At 71.2% G+C, this 17,746-nt stretch carries 19 protein-coding genes; 4 read left to right on the forward strand and 15 right to left on the reverse strand.

What is annotated here, in order from left to right:
- Window positions 1-17: 17 nt before the first annotated feature.
- The 5 genes from OG798_RS15405 to OG798_RS15425 all read right to left on the reverse strand — a co-directional run bounded on the left by OG798_RS15405 (window position 18) and on the right by OG798_RS15425 (window position 3,588).
- The gene (locus tag OG798_RS15405; protein WP_328757205.1) at window positions 18-731 is read right to left on the reverse strand and encodes a lysophospholipid acyltransferase family protein; all 714 of its coding nucleotides are present in this window, start codon (window positions 729-731) and stop codon (window positions 18-20) included.
- A complete protein-coding gene (gene cmk / locus OG798_RS15410) occupies window positions 689-1,384 on the reverse strand; it encodes a (d)CMP kinase (protein WP_267061402.1) in 696 nt (231 codons plus the stop codon). Before cmk ends, OG798_RS15405 begins: the two co-directional genes overlap by 43 nt.
- Window positions 1,385-1,552: 168 nt before the next feature.
- Window positions 1,553-2,638, reverse strand: coding sequence for a prephenate dehydrogenase (locus OG798_RS15415; protein ID WP_067364935.1), 1,086 nt, complete (start codon window positions 2,636-2,638; stop codon window positions 1,553-1,555).
- Window positions 2,635-2,997, reverse strand: coding sequence for a chorismate mutase (gene aroH, locus OG798_RS15420; RefSeq protein ID WP_054234458.1), 363 nt, complete (start codon window positions 2,995-2,997; stop codon window positions 2,635-2,637). The genes OG798_RS15415 and aroH overlap by 4 nt, the downstream gene beginning before the upstream one ends.
- A 156-nt stretch (window positions 2,998-3,153) precedes the next feature.
- A complete protein-coding gene (locus OG798_RS15425) occupies window positions 3,154-3,588 on the reverse strand; it encodes a YidB family protein (RefSeq protein WP_218835970.1) in 435 nt (144 codons plus the stop codon).
- A 221-nt stretch (window positions 3,589-3,809) separates the two neighbouring features.
- On the opposite strand from OG798_RS15425, the gene OG798_RS15430 reads away from it, so the two are divergent.
- The 4 genes from OG798_RS15430 to OG798_RS15445 all read left to right on the forward strand — a co-directional run bounded on the left by OG798_RS15430 (window position 3,810) and on the right by OG798_RS15445 (window position 6,435).
- Complete coding sequence (locus OG798_RS15430; protein WP_328760032.1) at window positions 3,810-4,478, forward strand: hypothetical protein; 669 nt, start codon at window positions 3,810-3,812, stop codon at window positions 4,476-4,478.
- A gap of 133 nt (window positions 4,479-4,611) precedes the next feature.
- Window positions 4,612-5,202 (forward strand): DUF6529 family protein, encoded by a 591-nt coding sequence (locus OG798_RS15435; protein ID WP_095855456.1) that lies wholly within the window; start codon window positions 4,612-4,614, stop codon window positions 5,200-5,202.
- Window positions 5,199-5,630: a Rieske (2Fe-2S) protein gene (locus OG798_RS15440; RefSeq protein ID WP_095855455.1), complete on the forward strand. Its 432-nt coding sequence runs from the start codon at window positions 5,199-5,201 to the stop codon at window positions 5,628-5,630. Before OG798_RS15435 ends, OG798_RS15440 begins: the two co-directional genes overlap by 4 nt.
- A gap of 22 nt (window positions 5,631-5,652) precedes the next feature.
- Window positions 5,653-6,435, forward strand: coding sequence for a nucleotidyltransferase domain-containing protein (locus tag OG798_RS15445; RefSeq protein ID WP_328757206.1), 783 nt, complete (start codon window positions 5,653-5,655; stop codon window positions 6,433-6,435).
- Here OG798_RS15445 and OG798_RS15450 read toward each other — a convergent pair.
- The 10 genes from OG798_RS15450 to OG798_RS15495 form a co-directional block, all read right to left on the reverse strand.
- Window positions 6,331-7,116, reverse strand: coding sequence for a nucleotidyltransferase domain-containing protein (locus OG798_RS15450; protein WP_383126201.1), 786 nt, complete (start codon window positions 7,114-7,116; stop codon window positions 6,331-6,333). The two genes, OG798_RS15445 and OG798_RS15450, sit on opposite strands and share 105 nt — an antisense overlap.
- A 25-nt stretch (window positions 7,117-7,141) precedes the next feature.
- Complete coding sequence (locus OG798_RS15455) at window positions 7,142-8,167, reverse strand: ADP-ribosylglycohydrolase family protein (RefSeq protein WP_095855453.1); 1,026 nt, start codon at window positions 8,165-8,167, stop codon at window positions 7,142-7,144.
- Window positions 8,164-8,907: an NUDIX hydrolase gene (locus OG798_RS15460; RefSeq protein ID WP_257016885.1), complete on the reverse strand. Its 744-nt coding sequence runs from the start codon at window positions 8,905-8,907 to the stop codon at window positions 8,164-8,166. Before OG798_RS15460 ends, OG798_RS15455 begins: the two co-directional genes overlap by 4 nt.
- A gap of 253 nt (window positions 8,908-9,160) precedes the next feature.
- Window positions 9,161-10,339 (reverse strand): pseudouridine synthase, encoded by a 1,179-nt coding sequence (locus tag OG798_RS15465; RefSeq protein WP_328757207.1) that lies wholly within the window; start codon window positions 10,337-10,339, stop codon window positions 9,161-9,163.
- A complete protein-coding gene (gene scpB / locus OG798_RS15470) occupies window positions 10,339-10,995 on the reverse strand; it encodes an SMC-Scp complex subunit ScpB (RefSeq protein ID WP_267061403.1) in 657 nt (218 codons plus the stop codon). The genes OG798_RS15465 and scpB overlap by 1 nt, the downstream gene beginning before the upstream one ends.
- Entirely contained in the window at window positions 10,992-12,191 is a 1,200-nt protein-coding gene (locus tag OG798_RS15475; RefSeq protein ID WP_267061404.1) for a segregation and condensation protein A, read from the reverse strand. Before OG798_RS15475 ends, scpB begins: the two co-directional genes overlap by 4 nt.
- 18 nt (window positions 12,192-12,209) lie before the next feature.
- The gene (locus OG798_RS15480; protein WP_095855449.1) at window positions 12,210-12,776 is read right to left on the reverse strand and encodes a hypothetical protein; all 567 of its coding nucleotides are present in this window, start codon (window positions 12,774-12,776) and stop codon (window positions 12,210-12,212) included.
- The gene (locus OG798_RS15485; protein ID WP_075027827.1) at window positions 12,761-13,888 is read right to left on the reverse strand and encodes a ParA family protein; all 1,128 of its coding nucleotides are present in this window, start codon (window positions 13,886-13,888) and stop codon (window positions 12,761-12,763) included. Before OG798_RS15485 ends, OG798_RS15480 begins: the two co-directional genes overlap by 16 nt.
- Before the next feature lie 423 nt (window positions 13,889-14,311).
- Window positions 14,312-15,436 (reverse strand): alanine dehydrogenase, encoded by a 1,125-nt coding sequence (gene ald / locus OG798_RS15490; RefSeq protein ID WP_075027828.1) that lies wholly within the window; start codon window positions 15,434-15,436, stop codon window positions 14,312-14,314.
- A 165-nt stretch (window positions 15,437-15,601) separates the two neighbouring features.
- Window positions 15,602-17,710, reverse strand: coding sequence for a tetratricopeptide repeat protein (locus tag OG798_RS15495; RefSeq protein WP_267061405.1), 2,109 nt, complete (start codon window positions 17,708-17,710; stop codon window positions 15,602-15,604).
- Window positions 17,711-17,746: the final 36 nt, after the last annotated feature.

Here is a 17,746-nt window from a genome sequence, read left to right on the forward strand (position 1 = left end):
CACTACTCAAGTGTCGCCTAGTGCCCGGTGGGGCGCCCGGCGTTTTCCGGGCGTCCTGTCAGACGCCTGGCGTGGTCCAGGTGGGCGCTCAGCTGCTTCTGGATGCGGGCGGTCGCCTCGTCCAGTGCCTTGCGGGTACGCCGTCCGCTGCCGTCGCCCGCCTCGAAGGGGTCTCCGAAGACGACGTCGACCCGGCTGCGCAGCGGGGGCAGCGCCTTGGTCAACCGGCTGCTCTTCTCCGAACTTCCCAGGACCGCCACCGGGACGATCGGCGCGCCGGAGCGGACCGCGAAGTACGCGAGTCCGGCACGCAGCGAGGCGAAGTCGCCGTCGCCGCGGGTGCCCTCCGGGAAGATCCCGAGCAGGCCACCGGACGACAGGACGCCGAGGGCGTCGGTGATGGCGGTGCGGTCGGTGGTCTCACGGTCCACCTTCAGCTGGCCGATGGCGAGCAGGAAGGGGTCGAGCGGGCCGATGAATGCTTCCTTCTTGATCAGGAAGTGGGTGGGGCGGGGCGCCACGCCCATGACCATCGGGCCGTCGATGTTGTGCGAGTGGTTCACCGCCAGGATCGCCGGGCCGGTCGCGGGGACCTTCCAGGCGCCGAGCACGCGCGGCTTCCACAGCCCGTACATCAGGCCGACGCCGATACGGCGCCCTACCTCGGCGCCTCTCTCGGAGGGTGCGGTCACTTGGCGGCCCGCTTCTCCTCGACGAGGGTGACGACGCACTCGATGACCTGCTGGAGCGTGAGGTCGGAGGTGTCCACCTCGACCGCGTCGTCCGCCTTGGCGAGGGGGGAGGTCTTACGGCTGGAGTCGGCGGCGTCCCGCTTGAGCAGGGCCTCGCGGGTGCTGTTGACGTCCGCGCCCTTCAGCTCACCGCTGCGGCGGGAGGCACGCGCCTCCGGGGAAGCGGTGAGGAAGATTTTCAGATCGGCGTCCGGCAGCACGGTGGTGCCGATGTCGCGTCCCTCGACGACTATCCCCAGCTGGGCGGCGGCCGCGATCGAACGCTGCAGCTCGGTGATCCGCGTGCGCACCTCGGGCACCGCGCTGACCGCGCTGACCTTGGAGGTGACCTCCTGGGTGCGGATCGGGCCCGCGACGTCGGTTCCGTCGACCGTGATGGCCGGCGCGGACGGGTCGGTCCCGGAGATGATCTCCGGCTTCCCGGCCACGGCGGCGATCGCGGTCGGGTCCGTGATGTCGATGCCGTTGGTCACCATCCACCAGGTGATCGCCCGGTACTGCGCGCCCGTGTCCAGGTAGCTGAGGCCCAGCTTCGCGGCCACGGCCTTGGAGGTGCTCGACTTGCCCGTGCCGGAGGGGCCGTCGATGGCGACAATCACTGCCTGGGCGGGCCGGGCGGCGCCGTTTTCCACGGTGGGAACACCTTCCTGGTGCGGGGTGGAGGTCTGTGCGGGGCACGATCGCGCCCAGCACAAGGTTACTGTCTCCCCGGACCCCGCATTACTGGCCCTTCCCGGCCCACCGCACGGGAAGGGCCGACGCCACCCCCGGGGCAGGCCGCCCCGGGCCGAACGGCGGCCCTACTGCCGCAGGGCCCAGCCCCGTTCCCGCAGTGCCGTGCTCAGGACCGGTGCCGCCTTCGGGTCCACCATCAGCTGGACGAGCCCGGCCTGCTGTCCGGTCGCGTGCTCGATGCGTACGTCCTCGATGTTGACCCCGGCGGCCCCCGCGTCGGCGAAGATGCGGGCCAGCTGGCCGGGCTGGTCGTCGATGAGGACGGCCACCGTCTCGTACGTCAGGGGCGCGGCACCGTGCTTGCCGGGGACGCGGACCTGGCCCGCGTTGCCGCGGCGCAGGACGTCCTCGATGCCGCTCGCGCCCTCGCGCCGCTTGGCCTCGTCGGAGGACTGGAGGGCCCGCAGGGCCTGGACGGTCTCGTCGAGGTCGGCGGAGACGTCCGCGAGGAGGTCGGCGACCGGGCCCGGGTTCGCGGAGAGGATGTCGATCCACATCCGGGGGTCGGAGGCCGCGATCCGGGTCACGTCACGGATGCCCTGCCCGCACAGCCGTACCGCCGCCTCCTCCGCGTTCTCCAGGCGCGCGGCGACCATGCTGGACACCAGGTGCGGCATGTGGGAGACGAGCGCGACCGCGCGGTCGTGGGCGTCGGCGTCCATGACGACCGGGACGGCACGGCAGTGCGAGACCAGCTCGAGGGCGAGGTTCAGGACCTCGGTGTCCGTGTCCCGGGTGGGGGTGAGGACCCAGGGGCGGCCTTCGAAGAGGTCGCCCGTCGCGGCCAGCGGGCCCGACTTCTCGCGGCCCGACATGGGGTGCGAACCGATGTACGCGGAGAGGTCGAGGCCGAGCGCCTCCAGCTCGCGGCGCGGTCCGCCCTTGACGCTCGCCACGTCGAGGTAGCCGCGCGCGACCCCGCGCCGCATGACGTCCGCGAGCGTCGCCGCCACGTGCGCCGGCGGGGCCGCCACGATCGCGAGGTCCACGGGCCCGCCGGGCGCCACGTCGGTGCCGGCGCCGAGCGCGGCCGCCGTACGGGCCTGCTCCGGGTCGTGGTCGGTGAGGTGGACGACGACGCCCCGCTGGGAGAGCGCGAGGGCCGCCGACGTACCGATCAGCCCGGTTCCGATGACGAGCGCGGTTCTCACTGGGCGATGTCCTTGCGCAGCGCGCCCGCGGCACCCAGGTAGACGTGCGCGATGTCGGCGCGGGGCTTGTCGGACTCGATGTGCGCGAGGACCCGTACGACTCGGGGCATCGCGCCCTCGATGTCCAGTTCCTGCGCGCAGATCAGCGGTACATCGACGATGCCGAGCTTGCGGGCGGCGGCGGCCGGGAAGTCGCTGTGCAGATCGGGCGTCGCGGTGAACCAGATACTGATGAGGTCGTCGGTGGTGAGACCGTTGCGCTCCAGGACGGCGGTGAGCAGCTCGCTGACCTGCTCGTCCATGTGGCCGGCCTCGTCCCGTTCCAGTTGGACGGCGCCCCGGACCGCTCGTACCGCCACGGTGTCACTCCTCGCTGAGCCGAGCTACGTACCTGTCGTATCTCGTCGTATGTCGTCGTGTCTCGTCTTGTCACACCAGCGTAGTCAGGCCGCAACGCGCGAGTGCGCGGCGCCCGCCTGACGAGACGGCCGCCGCGCACACAAAAGGAGCACGTCTCAGAGCGACTGCTGCTTGATGAGGTCCTCCAGGGAGGCGCCCGGCTGCGGCAGCTCTCCGCTCGGAGTCAGTTTGTCGACCGCCCGGGGCAGGTGCTGGGCGATCTGGTCCGCGGCCTCCTGCGGGCTGACGCCGGCCTGTGCGGCGACCTCCTGGAGGGTGTTGTCGGGCAGGGCCTGGGCGATCTGATCTCCGCTGACGGGCTTGTTCTCGCCCGTGCCGATCCACGACTGGGCCTGATCCATCAGGCCTGACTTGGTGAGCATGTCCAGCAGGCCGCCCAGGGGATTGCCGCCGGCCGCCTGGCCACCGCCGCCGCCCAGGGCGCCGAGCAGCGCGCCGAGGATGTTGCCCGCGCCGGAACCGCCGGTACCGCCCTGGCCGCCTCCGCCGAGGAGACCGCCGAGCAGGCCGCCGAGATCGTTACCCGCCATGGTCACGCCTTTCGAGAGTGAGTTTCGGGAAGTGTCTGGGGGTGCCTTTCGGAAGTGAGACCGAGGCAGGCCACCGCCAGGCCCGGGCCTCCGCCAATGTCACCTGAATCGCCCTATTCCGCCACTTGTAGTGAGAACACGCCCGTGCGCCTCTGGACGCCGGGGCACGGGTCCGCTCTCATGGCAGGAGACTCGCCTCGGGGGAGGCCCGAATGGCCCGTATGAAACGCCCAGGACCGCTCCTCACCCTTCTGGTGGGGCTCCTGCTCGCCGTGTTCATGTTGACGCTCAACGCGACGACGGGGACGAAGAACGCGTCCTCGTCGCCCCAGGAGGCCTCACCCAGCGCCACGCCGCAGACGAGCCCGCCACCCACCAGTGCGCCGTCGTCGTCGAGCCCTCCGCCCCCTTCGAAGAGCGCGCCACCGAACGCCGACTACGCGGGCCGCACCGACGACAACTCCTCCGCGGTCGCGGTCTCCCTGCGGGGCGGCAAGGCGATCGCGTACTTCTGCGACGGCCGGAGCAAGGAGTCGTGGCTGAAGGGCGACGTCAACGACGACGGCACCATGCAGCTCACCGGCAAGAAAGGCGCCGAACTGAACGGCACGCTCAAGAACGGCAGGAGCATCCGCGGCACCGTCGACCTCGGCGGGCAGCGCTACGCGTTCACCGCCGACAAGGCGGTCAAGCCGTCCGGGCTCTACCGCGCGACCGCCACGGTGCGCGGCGCCAAAATCGACGGCGGCTGGATCGTGCTGCCCGGCGGCAAGCAGGTCGGCATCCTCGACCGGGACGGCAAGCCCGCTGCGGCGCCGACGATCGACCCTCAGACCGGCACCGTGACGGTCGACGGACAGACATTCACCGCCTCGCCCGTCACTCCATGACCCGTCGCTCCATGACCGTCGCTCCATGACCGTCGCTCCATGACCGTCGCTCCATGACCCGGCACTTCAAGACCCGCGACTCCAAGACCCGTTCGTGAACCCTTTCCTGGCCCTTTCCTGATCGGGAGCCGAAATGACCGTGGATCCGAACGCCGCCACCCAGGGCTTCCCCCCTCCCCCTCCCCCGCCCGCCCACCACCGCCCCGGCGCATCCCGCTATCTCGTCCCCGCCCTGGTCGCCGCGGCGGTCGCGATCGGCCTCGGCGCCTACGGCAAGACGCACCACCCGGCGGGGACCGCCTTCAACCTCGCGGGGTTCAGCAGCACGAGCGCGGTGAAGTCGTGGCTGGCGACGGCGGCGTTCGCCTTCGCGCTGGTCCAGTTGGTCTCGGCGTTCATGGTCTACGGGAAGCTGCCCGGGCCGAGCTGGGCGCCGACGCTGCACCGCTGGTCGGGACGGGTCGCGTTCCTGGTGGCGGTGCCGGTCGCGGTGCACTGCCTGTACGCGTTGGGCTATCAGACGTACGAACCGCGGGTGATGTGGCATTCGCTCCTGGGTTGCTTCTTCTTCGGTGCATTTAGTGCCAAAATGCTCTTGCTCCGCTCGGAGCGACTGCCCGGCTGGCTGCTGCCCCTGGTCGGAGGACTCGTCTTCGTCGTCCTCACCGCCATCTGGCTGACGTCGGCTCTCTGGTTCTTCCGTACGTTCGGAGTGACGACATGACGAACCCCCCGGCCCGGCGCACGGTTCTCGGAACGGGCGCGGCCTTCCTGCTCGCGGGGTGCAGCAAGTACGGCGACAACAACAGTTCGTCGGCAGCTTCCCCGACCGCGACCACCTCCCCGATCGCCAAGCCCTCAGCAGGGAAGGAACTCGCCGAGAAGAGTGACATCCCGGTCGGCGGCGGCAAGGTCTTCAAGGAAGAGAAGGTCGTGGTCACCCAGCCGAAGAAGGGCGAGTTCAAGGCTTTCTCGGCGATCTGCACCCACCAGGGCTGCACGGTGAACAAGGTCGCGGACGGCACCATCGACTGCCCCTGCCACGGCAGCAAGTACCGCATCACCGACGCCTCGGTGGTCCACGGCCCGGCCACGCGTCCCCTGCCTGGGAAGAAGATCACGGTGAAGGGAAAATCGATCTTCCTGGCGTGAGCGGGCACGTACGCTCCAGGGCATGCATTCCGATGCCCCGGTGTTCCTGGTGCGCGACCACACGATCTACTCGTGCGTGATGGGGTCGCGCGCCTTCGGGCTGGCCACGGACGGCAGCGACACGGACCGCCGGGGTGTGTTCCTCGCGCCGACCCCGCTCTTCTGGCGCTTCGAGAAGCCTCCGACACACGTCGAGGGGCCGGCCGAGGAACAGTTCAGCTGGGAACTGGAGCGCTTCTGCACCCTCGCGCTGCGCGCCAACCCGAACATCCTGGAGTGCCTGCACTCCCCTCTCGTCGAGTACGTCGACGACACGGGTCGCGAACTCCTCGCCCTGCGCGAGGCGTTCCTCTCCCGCCGGGCGCACGACACGTTCGCCCGCTACGCGCTGGGTCAGCGCAAGAAGCTGGACGCCGACGTCCGGCAGCACGGCGCCCCGCGCTGGAAGCACGCCATGCACCTCCTGCGCCTCCTCATGAGCTCCCGTGACCTGCTGCGCACCGGCGCGCTGACGATCGACGTCGGCCCGCAGCGCGAGGCTCTGCTCGCGGTGAAGCGCGGCGAGGTCTCGTGGCCGAAGGTCGAGGCCTGGATGTCCCGACTCGCGACCGAGGCGGACGAGGCGGCCACCCGCAGCCCCCTGCCCGCGGAACCGGACCACGCCCGCGTCGAGGACTTCCTCCTGCGCACGCGCCGCGCCTCAGCCCTCCGCGCGGACGGCGAAGCCCCCCGGACCCTCCAGCCGGACCCGGACGACGAACGCGTGCAGGGCGTCGTACGCGGACGGAGCGTCCGGCAGCGCTGAGGCGTCCTGCGCCAGGTCCAGCACGCCGTGCAGCCGCTCCACGTCGGCCGCCACACGCGCGTGGTCGACGTCCGCGTCCCCGTGCTCCCGCTCCGCCTTCGCCGCGATCAGGTCGGGCAGATACACCGGAGCCTGCCCGACCTGCGCGACCAGCGTGCGCAGATCGGCCTGCACCTCGCCGCTGCGCATCAGATGAATGCCGGTGAGCAGCACCCGGAACGTGTAGAGCAGCGGCTTGAGCTCACCGGTCTTCTCGAAAAGCCGCCACTGGGTCGCCGCGAAACCCCGGTAGTGGTGGGCGTGGTGGGAGGTGAGGACTCCGGGGGCGAGCGAGACCAGCTCCCGGTGCGCCTCCCCGGTGTGCACGACCAGGGGCGAGAGCAGCTGCTCCAGCACATAGCCGTTGCGCCGCAGCATCAGCCGTACGAACTTGCGCAGGTCGTGGGTGACGAGGTCCATCTCGACGCCGTCCCGGTCCCACATCCGCGACCGGGTCTCGTCCGGCTCGCGCAGGCCGACCAGTTCGGCCGTCGGCAACAGGTGCACACCGCGCAGGTCGACATCCGAGTCGCGTGACGGGAAGCCGTACAGATGCGCCCCGGAGACGGTGGCGAACAGCACCGGGTCGGGCTGCTCGGCCACCACACCCGCGAGGTCGATGTCCAGGACGTCGTCGATCATCGCCCCAGCATCCCAGAGCCGTTACTCAGGCATCCCAGAGCGCCCCCAGCGACATGAGGTCGCTCTGGTACTCGATGCGGTCGGCCCACTCCGTCGGCCAGGCGTCGGAGCCGTGGTGGGCGCCGGCGAACGCGCCCGTCAGACAGGCGATGGAGTCGGAGTCGCCGGAGGTGCAGGCCGCGCGGCGCAGCGCGGTGACGGGCTCGTCGACGAACTGCAGGAAGCAGAGCAGTCCGGTGGCGAGCGCCTCCTCGGCGATCCAGCCCGCGCCGGTGGCCAGGCACGGGTCGCTCTCGGGCGAAGCGGTGCGCACGGCGTCCTGAAGGCGGTCGAGGACCTCCAGGCACTCGTCCCAGCCGCGTTCGATGAAGTGCTCCGGTGTGGGGTCCTGGCTCCGGGTCCACAGGTCGCCGAGCCAGCGGGAGAGGTAGCGGCCGCGGTTCTCCTGGGCGTACGAGCGCAGGAGGCCGATCAGTTCGGTCGGCTCGGCGCCTCCGGCGAGGAGCCACACGGCGTGGGCGGTGAGGTCCGAGGCGGCGAGCGCGGTGGGATGGCCGTGGGTGAGCGCGGCCTGCAACTGCGCGGCGCCCGAACGCTGTTCGTCGCTCAGCCCCCGTACGAGCCCGACCGGCGCCACTCGCATGTTGGCCCCGCACCCCTTGGAGCCGATCTGGCTGGCCTCCTGCCAGGGCCGGCCCTCGGTCTTCAGGAGGTTGCAGGCCACGAGGCAGGTGCGGCCGGGCGCGCGGTTGTTGTCGGGCGACTGATACCAGTCCACGAACTCCTCGCGCACCGGCCGTTCCATCCGCAGCGGTGTGAGCAGGCCGCGGTCCATCGCCGTACGCAGTCCCCGCCCCAGCGCCAGCGTCATCTGCGTGTCGTCCGTGACGATCGCGGGCCGCGGCAGCTTCATCTCCCGCCAGGGGCCGAACTTGGCCAGGATCGAGGGGACGTCGTTGAACTCGGTCGGGAAGCCCAGCGCGTCGCCGAGGGCGAGGCCGAGCAGGGATCCGGTGGCGGCGTGCTTCGCGAGCGTCGGGGTGGTGGTCATGAGGGCCGTCCTTCCGAAGGGGGGCGCAGCAGGGGTGGCTGCAGGGCGGTGGCGCCGCCCGCGCGGTAGAGCGCGGCGGGTTTGCCGCGGCCTCCGGTGAGGCGTGCGGCCCCCGGGACCGGTGCGACGAACCCGGGCGTGGCGAGGACCTTGCGCCGGAAGTTGGGCCGGTCGAGGACGGCGCCCCACACCGTCTCGTAGATCCGCTGCAGCTCACCGAGGGTGAACTCGGGCGGGCAGAAGGACGTGGCGAGACAGGTGTACTCGAGCTTGGCGCCGACGCGTTCGTGGGCGTCGGCGAGGATGCGGACGTGGTCGAAGGCGAGCGGGCCGACCGAGCCGTACGGCAGCCAGCGGGCCTGTGCCGCGTCACCGCCGCCGTGCGGCTCGGGAGGGTCGGGGAGCAGCGCGGCGAACGCGACGGAGACGACCCGCATCCTCGGGTCGCGGTCGGGTTCGCTGTAGGTCCGCAGCTGTTCCAGGTGGAGGCGGGAGAGGTCCGGGATGCCGGTCTCCACGGCGAGTACACGCCGGGCGGCCGTCTCCGCGGATTCCTTCGGCAGCACGAAGCCGCCGGGCAGGGCCCAGCGGCCGGCGTACGGTTCCTGCCCCCGTTCGACGAGCAGCACCTCGAGTTCGCCCGCGCGGACGGTCAGGACGGCGAGGTCGACGGTGACGGCGAAGGGTTCGAAGGCGTACTTGTCGTAGCCCTCGGGAGCGAGGCCTCCCCTTGCGCGCAAGTCACCCGCCCCCGGTTCCGCACGAGTCGTGGCCGGTGACGACCGGCACGAGTAATAGTCAGTACGACTATAAAAAGCCGAACCGCGCCCTACAAGACCTCGGGCGCGGTTCTCGGCACATCCGTGTTCTCGGCACATCCGCGCCAGAAGCCCTCAGCGGCCCCTGGAGCGCGTCGGAGGCCGCCGGGCTCCCCGCCGGGCGGTGAAGGCGGGCGGAGGGCGCACAGCGCCCTCCAGGGCCGCCGGGCGGGGTCTAGAGATCGACCTCCTGCATGAGCATCCCGACCTCGGTGTTCGACAGGCGGCGCAGCCAGCCCGACTTCTGGTCGCCCAGGGTGATCGGACCGAAGGCCACACGCACGAGCTTGTCGACCGGGAAGCCGGCCTCCGCGAGCATGCGGCGCACGATGTGCTTGCGGCCCTCGTGCAGGGTCACCTCGACGAGGTAGTTCTTGCCGGTCTGCTCGACGACGCGGAAGTGGTCCGCCTTGGCGTACCCGTCCTCCAGCTGGATGCCGTCCTTGAGCCGCTTGCCCAGGTCGCGCGGGATGGGACCCACGATGTGCGCGAGGTAGACCTTCTTCACGCCGTACTTGGGGTGGGTCAGCCGGTGCGCCAGCTCGCCGTGGTTGGTGAGCAGGATGACGCCCTCGGTCTCGGTGTCGAGCCGCCCGACGTGGAAGAGCCGCGTCTCGCGGTTCGTCACGTAGTCACCGAGGCACTGCCGGCCCTCCGTGTCCTCCATGGTCGAGACCACGCCGGCGGGCTTGTTCAGCGAGAAGAACTGGTACGACTGCGTGGCCACGGTCAGTCCGTCGACCTTGATCTCGTCGTGCTCCGGGTCGACGCGCAGACCCTGCTCCAGGACGATCTCGCCGTTGACCTCGACCCTGGCCTGCTCGATCAGCTCCTCGCAGGAGCGGCGGGAGCCGTAGCCCGCACGCGCGAGCACCTTCTGCAGGCGCTCGCCCTCCTCCTCGGCGCCCGGGAAGGTCTTGGGCAGCTTGACGTCAGGCTTGCCCGCGTACCGGTCCCGGTTGCGCTCCTCGGCCCGCGTCTCGTACTCGCGGGAACGCGCGGGCTCCGTACGGCCACCGCGCTGCTGGCCCTGCTTGGGGCCGCCCTTGGCGCCGCCGCGGGCCGCGTTGCCGCGCCCGGACTTCGGGCCTTCGTGGGACGCGGCGGGGCCTACGTCGTAGCGGCGCTCCTCGGGGCGGGGCTTGCCGGCGCGCTTCGGCCTGTCGTCGCGCCCTCCCGCGCTCCTCGGCTGGGAGCCGCCCCCACCGGTGCCCCGGGGGTTGCCGCTCCCGCCGGCCCCGCGAGGGTTGCCGCCTCCGCCGGTCCCGCGGGAATTACCGCCTCCACCGGTCCCGCGCGGGTTGCCGCGCCCGCTGTTCCTGCCACTGCCACTGCCACTGCCACTGCTTCGCATCAAAGTTCCGTCGTCGTCGTGTCGTCTGCATCTGCATCCGGTGCATCCGGATCGAACGACGGGACCCCTTCCAGCGTCTCGGCCTCGATCGCGTCCGCCTCGGGGAGGAAGGGCGCGAGCTCCGGGAGCTCGTCCAGACCGCGCAGGCCCATTCGCTCCAGGAAGTAGTTCGTCGTCACGTACAGGATCGCACCTGTTTCGGGTTCCGTGCCCGCCTCCTCGACCAGACCGCGCTGCAACAGGGTGCGCATCACACCGTCGCAGTTCACTCCGCGGACCGCTGAGACCCGGGATCGGCTGACCGGCTGGCGGTAGGCGACGACCGCCAGGGTCTCAAGGGCGGCCTGGGTGAGCCGGGCCTGCTGCCCGTCGAGGACGAAGCGTTCGACGGCCGCCGCGTACTCGGGCCGGGTGTAGAACCGCCAGCCGCCCGCGATGAGCCGCAGCTCGAAACCGCGGCCCTGGACGGTGTACTCGTCGGCCAGCTCCCGCAGCGCGTCCTTGATCTGCCGTTCGGGCCGCTCCAGGATCTTCGCGAGGTGCTCCTCGGTCGCGGGCTCGTCCACGACCATGAGGACGGCCTCCAGGGCGGGCTTCAGGTCGAGGTCGGCGACGGTACGCAGGCCCGCCGGGGTGTCGGTGGTCTCCTGGTTCACGCCTTCTCCTCCTTGGCGCCGTCCTTGATCTTGTCGTCCTTGGTCTCGCCGTCCTTGGCCCGGTCGTCCTTGGCCACTTCCGGCGGGCGGTCGAACTCGTCCGTGACCCTCGGCTGGCCGTCGCCGTCGCCGCCCGTCCAGCGCACCATGAGCTCCCCGAGGGCCTCCTCCTGGTCGAGGGCGACGGCCTTCTCCCGGTAGAGCTCCAGCAGGGCCAGGAACCGGGCCACGACGGTGAGGGTGTCCTCGGTGTCCTCGACGAGGGCGCGGAAACTGGCCTCCCCGAGCTCCCGCAGCCGCGCCACCACGATCCCGGCCTGCTCCTGCACGCTCACCAGCGGGGCGTGGATGTGGTCGACGTACACCTGCGGCCTGGGCTTGGGCTGCATCGCCTTCACGGCGAGCCTGGCGAATCCTTCCGCCCCGATGCTGATGACCACCTCGGGCAGCAGCTCGGCGTGGTGGGCCTCGAGCCCGACGGTGCGCGGGTAGCGGCGGCCCTCTTCCTCCAGCCGGGCGTTGAAGATGTCCGCGATCTGCTTGTAGGCGCGGTACTGGAGCAGCCGCGCGAACAGCAGGTCCCGCGCCTCCAGCAGCGCCAGATCCGCCTCGTCCTCGACCTCGGCGGCCGGGAGCAGCCGGGCGGCCTTCAGATCGAGCAGCGTCGCCGCGACGACCAGGAACTCGGTCGTCTGGTCGAGGTCCCAGTCGGGACCCATCGCCCTGATGTGCGCCATGAACTCGTCGGTGACCTTGGACAGCGCCACTTCGGTGACATCGAGCTTGTGCTTCGAGATCAACTGAAGCAGCAGGTCGAACGGCCCCTCGAAGTTCGCGAGCCGCACCTTGAAGACCCCGTCACCGGCCTCGGCCTGTGCCGGAGGTTCGGGCGAAGGCTCAAGCGCCGTGTCCGCCGGAGGGTCCGCTGCCGGAGACTCGGGCGCCGTGTCTACCGGAGGGTGCGCCGCCGGAGGCTCGGGCGCCGTCTCCGCGGCGGCCTCGACGGGCTCCTCCACGGACTCCTCGACCGACTCGGCTCGCCCGTCGACCGGCGGCGGCCCCTCGGCCGACTCGACGCGCTCCTCGGGCCGCCCGTCCCGCTTCTCCGTCGGGACCGGCGTCGCGCCGGGGCCCCGGCCCAGGACACGGCGACGGCCGCCGGAGCCGGCGGGGACAGAGGTGTCGTTCGAGGTCATAGCCGTCGCAGGCTACCGCTACCGCCCGCGAAGCCGTCGTACGAGGATGCTCGCGTCCCCGCGGGATTCAAGATCGGCGAGTACGACGGCGACCGCCTCGCGGACGATCCGGCCGCGGTCGACCGCGAGCCCGTGCTCCCCGCGGAGCACCAGCCGGGCGTGCTCGAGGTCCATGAGCTCCTCGGCGGACACGTACACCGTGATCTTCTCGTCGTGCCGCTCCCGCCCGCTGGGCCGCCGGTTGGCGGCGCGGGAGCGCTTGCTGCCGCGGGCGGGCTGCCCGCCGGCGCCCTCCTGCGTCGCCTGGCGCCGCGCCGAACGCTCCGGGGCCGTACCCCGGCTGCGGGACTCTCCCGCGTCCGCCTCGGCGTCCGCCGCGACGTGTTCGTCGCCCTCGCCGTCACCGCCCTGCACCGGCACCGACTGCGGCGCGTCCTCCGCGGCGGCCGGGTCGCTCTCACCGGCCGGAGCCGGTACCCGGGCCTCGCCGTTGGTCCGGCGGGTCGGGGTGGATGACTGGAGCGCCATGCCCCCGGTGGTACGGAACAGTTCGTCGGCCCCCGGCAGACTCACTCGGCGTGACACCGGGCGAGCACCTCCCTGGCGAGCTGGCGATAGGCGGCGGCACCGACGGAGTTGGAGGCGTACGTGGTGATCGGCTCACCGGCGACGGTGGTCTCCGGGAAGCGGACGGTCCGGCCGATCACCGTGTGGTAGACGTGATCGTCGAACGCCTCGACCACGCGCGCGAGCACCTCACGGCTGTGCACCGTGCGGGAGTCGTACATCGTGGCGAGGATGCCGTCGAGCTCCAGCTCGGGGTTGAGCCGCTCCTGGACCTTCTCGATGGTCTCGGTGAGCAGCGCGACACCGCGCAGGGCGAAGAACTCGCACTCGAGCGGCACGATCACCTTGTGGGCCGCCGTGAGGGCGTTGACGGTGAGGAGGCCGAGCGAGGGCTGACAGTCGATCACGATGTAGTCGTAGTCGGCCATCAGCGGCTTCAGCGCGCGCTGGAGCGTGGACTCGCGCGCGACCTCGGACACCAACTGCACCTCGGCGGCGGACAGGTCGATGTTGCTGGGCAGCAGGTCCATGTTCGGGACCGCCGTCTTCAGGAGCACCTCGTCGGCCGCCATGCCCCGCTCCATGAGCAGGTTGTAGACGGTGAGGTCGAGCTCCATGGGGTTGACGCCGAGGCCCACGGAGAGCGCGCCCTGCGGGTCGAAGTCGACGAGCAGGACCCGGCGTCCGTACTCCGCGAGCGCGGCGCCCAGGTTGATGGTCGACGTCGTCTTGCCGACGCCGCCCTTCTGGTTGCACATCGCGATGATCGTCGCGGGGCCGTGGCTGGTCAGCGGACCCGGGATCGGGAAGTAGGGCAGCGGGCGTCCGGTCGGTCCGACGCGCTCACGGCGCTGACGGGCCGCGTCGGGCGCGAGCGTGGCCGCGTACTCCGGATCGGGCTCGTACTCGGCGTCGGGGTCGTAGAAGTGCCCCTCGGGCAGTTCGTCGTAGTCGGCGAAGTGGGTGTGGTTCCCGCCACTTCCGTTGCCGGCCATGGCGTTCACGTGATGGCCATCCATGCTCTGGTGTGCTGTCTGAGTCATCCGGGGACTCTTTTGCGCTGCGAAGGTTCGGACAGCGACGGAGCCGACAGCCTCGAGCCCCGTGGGGCCCTGGCCCCGCGCCGGCATTCCTGGTTGACCACCCCCGGGAGTAAATGTCGACTCATTCACAAGTCGTCTTACCTCCTTGGTGACCAGGAAACTTCTAGATAGGTCAGCGTGGCACCATGCCGACGGTTGGCGACTCTATGGCGTGTCACCGGTCCGCAGCAACACAATCCGCCGGACCCGACCCGATGTGTCGGCAACCGAACACCCCTCTGTCAAGGGCGTAAGGCCGTCGCACAGCAGGTTTCACGGGTGTGCGAATCGGTTAAAGGGTTACGTTCGTGGCGAGTTGAACGAGTGTCGCAAAGTGACCCGACACACACCCGACCGGACCTCGCTGGGCAAGGTCCGGCCGGGTGCGGGGCGTTGACGACCTGTGTTGACGTATCGCCTTTTGCCGATTGATGGGTCAGCCGGCCACGCGGCCGGTCACCCTTCGGTGTCTCAGCCGAGCAGGGACTCCAGCTCGACGTGCTCCAGGCCGTGCGCTTCCGCGACCTCCCGGTACACGACCTTGCCGTCGTGCGTGTTGAGGCCCTTGGCCAGCGCGGGGTCACGGCGCAGCGCCTCGACCCAGCCGCGGTTGGCCAGTTCCACGATGTACGGCAGCGTGGCGTTGGTCAGCGCGTACGTGGAGGTGTTGGGCACGGCGCCGGGCATGTTGGCGACGCAGTAGAAGACCGAGTTGTGGACCGGGAAGGTCGGCTCGGCGTGCGTGGTCGGGCGGGAGTCCTCGAAGCAGCCGCCCTGGTCGATCGCGATGTCGACAAGAACACTTCCCGCCTTCATCCGGGACACCAGCTCGTTGGTGACGAGCTTCGGGGCCTTGGCGCCGGGGATGAGGACCGCACCGATGACGAGGTCGGCCTCGAGGCAGGCCTTCTCGAGCTCGAAGGCGTTGGAGACGACGGTCTGGATCTTCGTGCCGAAGATCTTGTCCGCCTCCTTGAGCTTGTTGATGTCGCGGTCGAGCAGGGTCACCTGGAAGCCCATGCCGATGGCGATCTGCGCGGCGTTCCAGCCGGAGACGCCGCCGCCGATGACGACCGCCTTGGCGGGCAGCACACCGGGGACACCGCCGGGCAGCACACCGCGGCCGCCGTTGGCGGCCATCAGGTGGTAGGCGCCGACCTGGGGGGCGAGGCGGCCCGCGACCTCGGACATCGGGGCGAGCAGCGGCAGCGCGCGGCTCGGCAGCTCGACCGTCTCGTACGCGATCGCCGTGGTGCCGGACTCCAGGAGCGCGTCGGTGCACTCCTTGGACGCGGCCAGGTGCAGGTAGGTGAAGAGGGTCTGGTCCTTGCGGAGGCGGTGGTACTCCTCCGCGATGGGCTCCTTGACCTTCAGCAGCAGGTCGGCCGCGGCCCAGACCTCGTCGGCGGTCTCCAGGATCTGCGCACCGGCGGAAACGTACTCGTCGTCCGTGATCGAGGAGCCGACACCGGCGTTCCGCTCGACGACGACCTGGTGGCCGTTGCGCACCAGCTCGTGCACACCGGCGGGGGTGATGGCCACCCGGAACTCGTTGTTCTTGACCTCGCGGGGGATGCCGACCTTCACGTCGATCACGGTCCTTGGCTCAGAGGGTTCTGGGGCTATGCACGGCCGGGGCGATGCAAGCCGGGGCAATGCATGTCATACCCGGATACACGGGGGCGCACCGGGAGACACCACGAAAGAACGCGGCGGAGCCAGTCTAATGAAGGGGTTCTCTCTGTCTAGCCTTTCAATGCATCAATCTTCGACGGATGTACTACGGATTTCGCAGGCGTTAGCGCCTTGTTCCGTGCCTTCTGTGCCTTCTGGGTCTTCCACGGCCGTCGCGCTCTCCGGGAGCTCATCACCCAGCATGCGCTCGGCCGCCTTGCGGTGCAGTCGCGCCGCGGCGGGGTCGCCGAGCCGGTCCAGGGTGTCGGCCAGCCGCAGTTGCAGCGCGGCCTGCAGCCGGTGGTCCTCGGCGCGGCGCGCCCACTCGACCGCCTCGTGGCAGGTGCGCAGCGACTCCTCGGGCCGCCCTGCGTACTCCTGGACGCGCGCCAGCTCGCTCAACGCCCGTGCCTGAGCGGGCACATCGCCGTTCCTGCGGTGTCCGGTGACGGCGGCGCGCCAGTTGCGCAGCGCCTCGCCGTAGCGGCCCGCGTAGGTGTGCGCGGTGGCGATACGGCCGTACAGCCGGGCGGCGTCCACCCGCTCGTCCCGCGCCAGGCGCTGGGCGAGCGCCCTGCCGTACCAGTCGGCGGCCCGGTCGTGGTCCCCGAGCTCCTGGTGGGCGCCGCCTACGGATTCCATCGCGCGGCCGGTCGCATACGGGTCGTTCGCCTCGCGTCCGGCGTCCAGGGCGGCCCGGTAGCGGGCCAGGGCGTCGGCCGTTCGGCCGGTCTGGGCGTCCAGGTCGGCGAGGTTCAGCAGGGCCGCGGCCTTCTCGCGGGGCAGGCCCCGGCGCTCGGCGACGTCGAGGACGAGGCGGTGGATGCCGTACAGCTCGGGCGCCGCGGCCCGGGTGCCGAAGTGGGCCACCATCGCCCGCACCAGCGCGGCCATCAGCCGCCTGGCCAGGGTGTCCAGCTCCCCGTCCGCGACCGCGAGCCGGGCCGCGGCCAGCAGTGCGGGCTGCCGCAGGCGCAGCCAGTCCTCGGCCGCCCTGGGGGTCGGGAAGCGCAGTTCGCGGGGCAGCGCGGCGAGCTTCTCGCGGGCGGGCGCGTTGTCGGTCTCGGTGATGGCGCGGCAGGACACCAGCAGCCGTACGGTCCGCTCCAGCATCCGGGCGCGGGCCAGCTGCAGTTCGGCCGGGCGGTCCTGGCTCTCGGCGAGGGAGCGCAGCAGCGGCAGCAGGCAGCCGGGCACCTCGTACTGCGGCAGCCGCGACTCGACGGGCCGTACGAGGCCGAAGCCGACGAAGTCGTCCAGCGCGGCCCGTGCGGTCTCCACCGAGCAGCCGGCCAGCGCGGACGCGGTGTGCGGGTCGATGAGGCCTGCCGGGGCGAGCGAGAGCAGACGCAGTATCCGCGCGGCGGTGGCGGACAGCGCGGTGTAGACGAGGTGGAAGACCCGGCCGAGCGGGGTGCTCTCGTCGCCCTCGGTGCGCAGTTGCTTGGCGAGGTCGGCGACGGCCGAGGTGGGGCGGGCGGCGAGCCAGCCTCCCGCGAGGCGCAGGGCGGCGGGCTGACCGGCGCACTCCTCGACCAGTCCCTCGGCCGCGAGCGGGTCGACGGTGATGCGCACCGAGCCGGTGAAGCGGTCGAGCAGTTCGAGCGCGGACTTGGTGTCCAGGCCGCCCAGGGTGCAGGGGCGGACGTCCGCGATGCCGGTCAGCGGCCCGCCGGAGACCGCGACGACCAGGCACTCGGGGGTGTCCGGAAGCAGCGCGTCGACCTGCTCGGCGTCGGCCGCGTCGTCGAGCAGCAGCAGGACGCGGCGGGTGGCGAGGGCCTCGCGCACCGCCTCGCTCAGGTCGTCGGCGGCTGCCCCCGCCGGCGCGGGCAGCTCCAGGGTCCTCAGCAGCTCCCGCGCGGTGCGCTCGGTGGGCACGGGGGTGCCGTCGGGTTCGGTGAGCCGGGCGCGCAGCACCCCGTCCGGGTAACTCCCCGCAACCTGCCGTACGAGCTCCTCGGCGAGCGCGGTGCGGCCCGATCCGGGCCTGCCGGCGATGAGCAGCACGCGCGCGCGGGGTGCCTTGCGGCCCGCGAGGGTGTCCAGGCCCGCGCGCTCGATGTCGACCCTGAGTTCCTTCAACTCTCTTGTGCGGCCGAGGAACTGACCCTCCGTAGGAGCGGACCCGGCAGCCGGGCGCCGCCCCGCCGACGACACTTTCGTGCCGTCTGTGTCCACCGCCTGATCCGCCACGGGCCACGCTCCCGTCCCACTGCGCGCGCAAGCCCG

The sequence above is a fragment of the Streptomyces sp. NBC_00271 genome (assembly GCF_036178845.1).
GTDB lineage: Bacteria > Actinomycetota > Actinomycetes > Streptomycetales > Streptomycetaceae > Streptomyces.

Coding starts and splice junctions, on each gene's coding strand:
- OG798_RS15425 (WP_218835970.1), bottom strand. CDS start 3,588: ATGGCGGGTAACGATCTCGGCGGCCTGCTCGGCGGTCTCCTCGGCGGA.
- OG798_RS15430 (WP_328760032.1), top strand. CDS start 3,810: ATGAAACGCCCAGGACCGCTCCTCACCCTTCTGGTGGGGCTCCTGCTC.
- OG798_RS15435 (WP_095855456.1), top strand. CDS start 4,612: ATGACCGTGGATCCGAACGCCGCCACCCAGGGCTTCCCCCCTCCCCCT.
- OG798_RS15440 (WP_095855455.1), top strand. CDS start 5,199: ATGACGAACCCCCCGGCCCGGCGCACGGTTCTCGGAACGGGCGCGGCC.
- OG798_RS15445 (WP_328757206.1), top strand. CDS start 5,653: ATGCATTCCGATGCCCCGGTGTTCCTGGTGCGCGACCACACGATCTAC.
- OG798_RS15450 (WP_383126201.1), bottom strand. CDS start 7,116: ATGATCGACGACGTCCTGGACATCGACCTCGCGGGTGTGGTGGCCGAG.
- OG798_RS15455 (WP_095855453.1), bottom strand. CDS start 8,167: ATGACCACCACCCCGACGCTCGCGAAGCACGCCGCCACCGGATCCCTG.
- OG798_RS15465 (WP_328757207.1), bottom strand. CDS start 10,339: ATGCGAAGCAGTGGCAGTGGCAGTGGCAGTGGCAGGAACAGCGGGCGC.
- OG798_RS15475 (WP_267061404.1), bottom strand. CDS start 12,191: ATGACCTCGAACGACACCTCTGTCCCCGCCGGCTCCGGCGGCCGTCGC.
- OG798_RS15485 (WP_075027827.1), bottom strand. CDS start 13,888: ATGCCGGCGCGGGGCCAGGGCCCCACGGGGCTCGAGGCTGTCGGCTCC.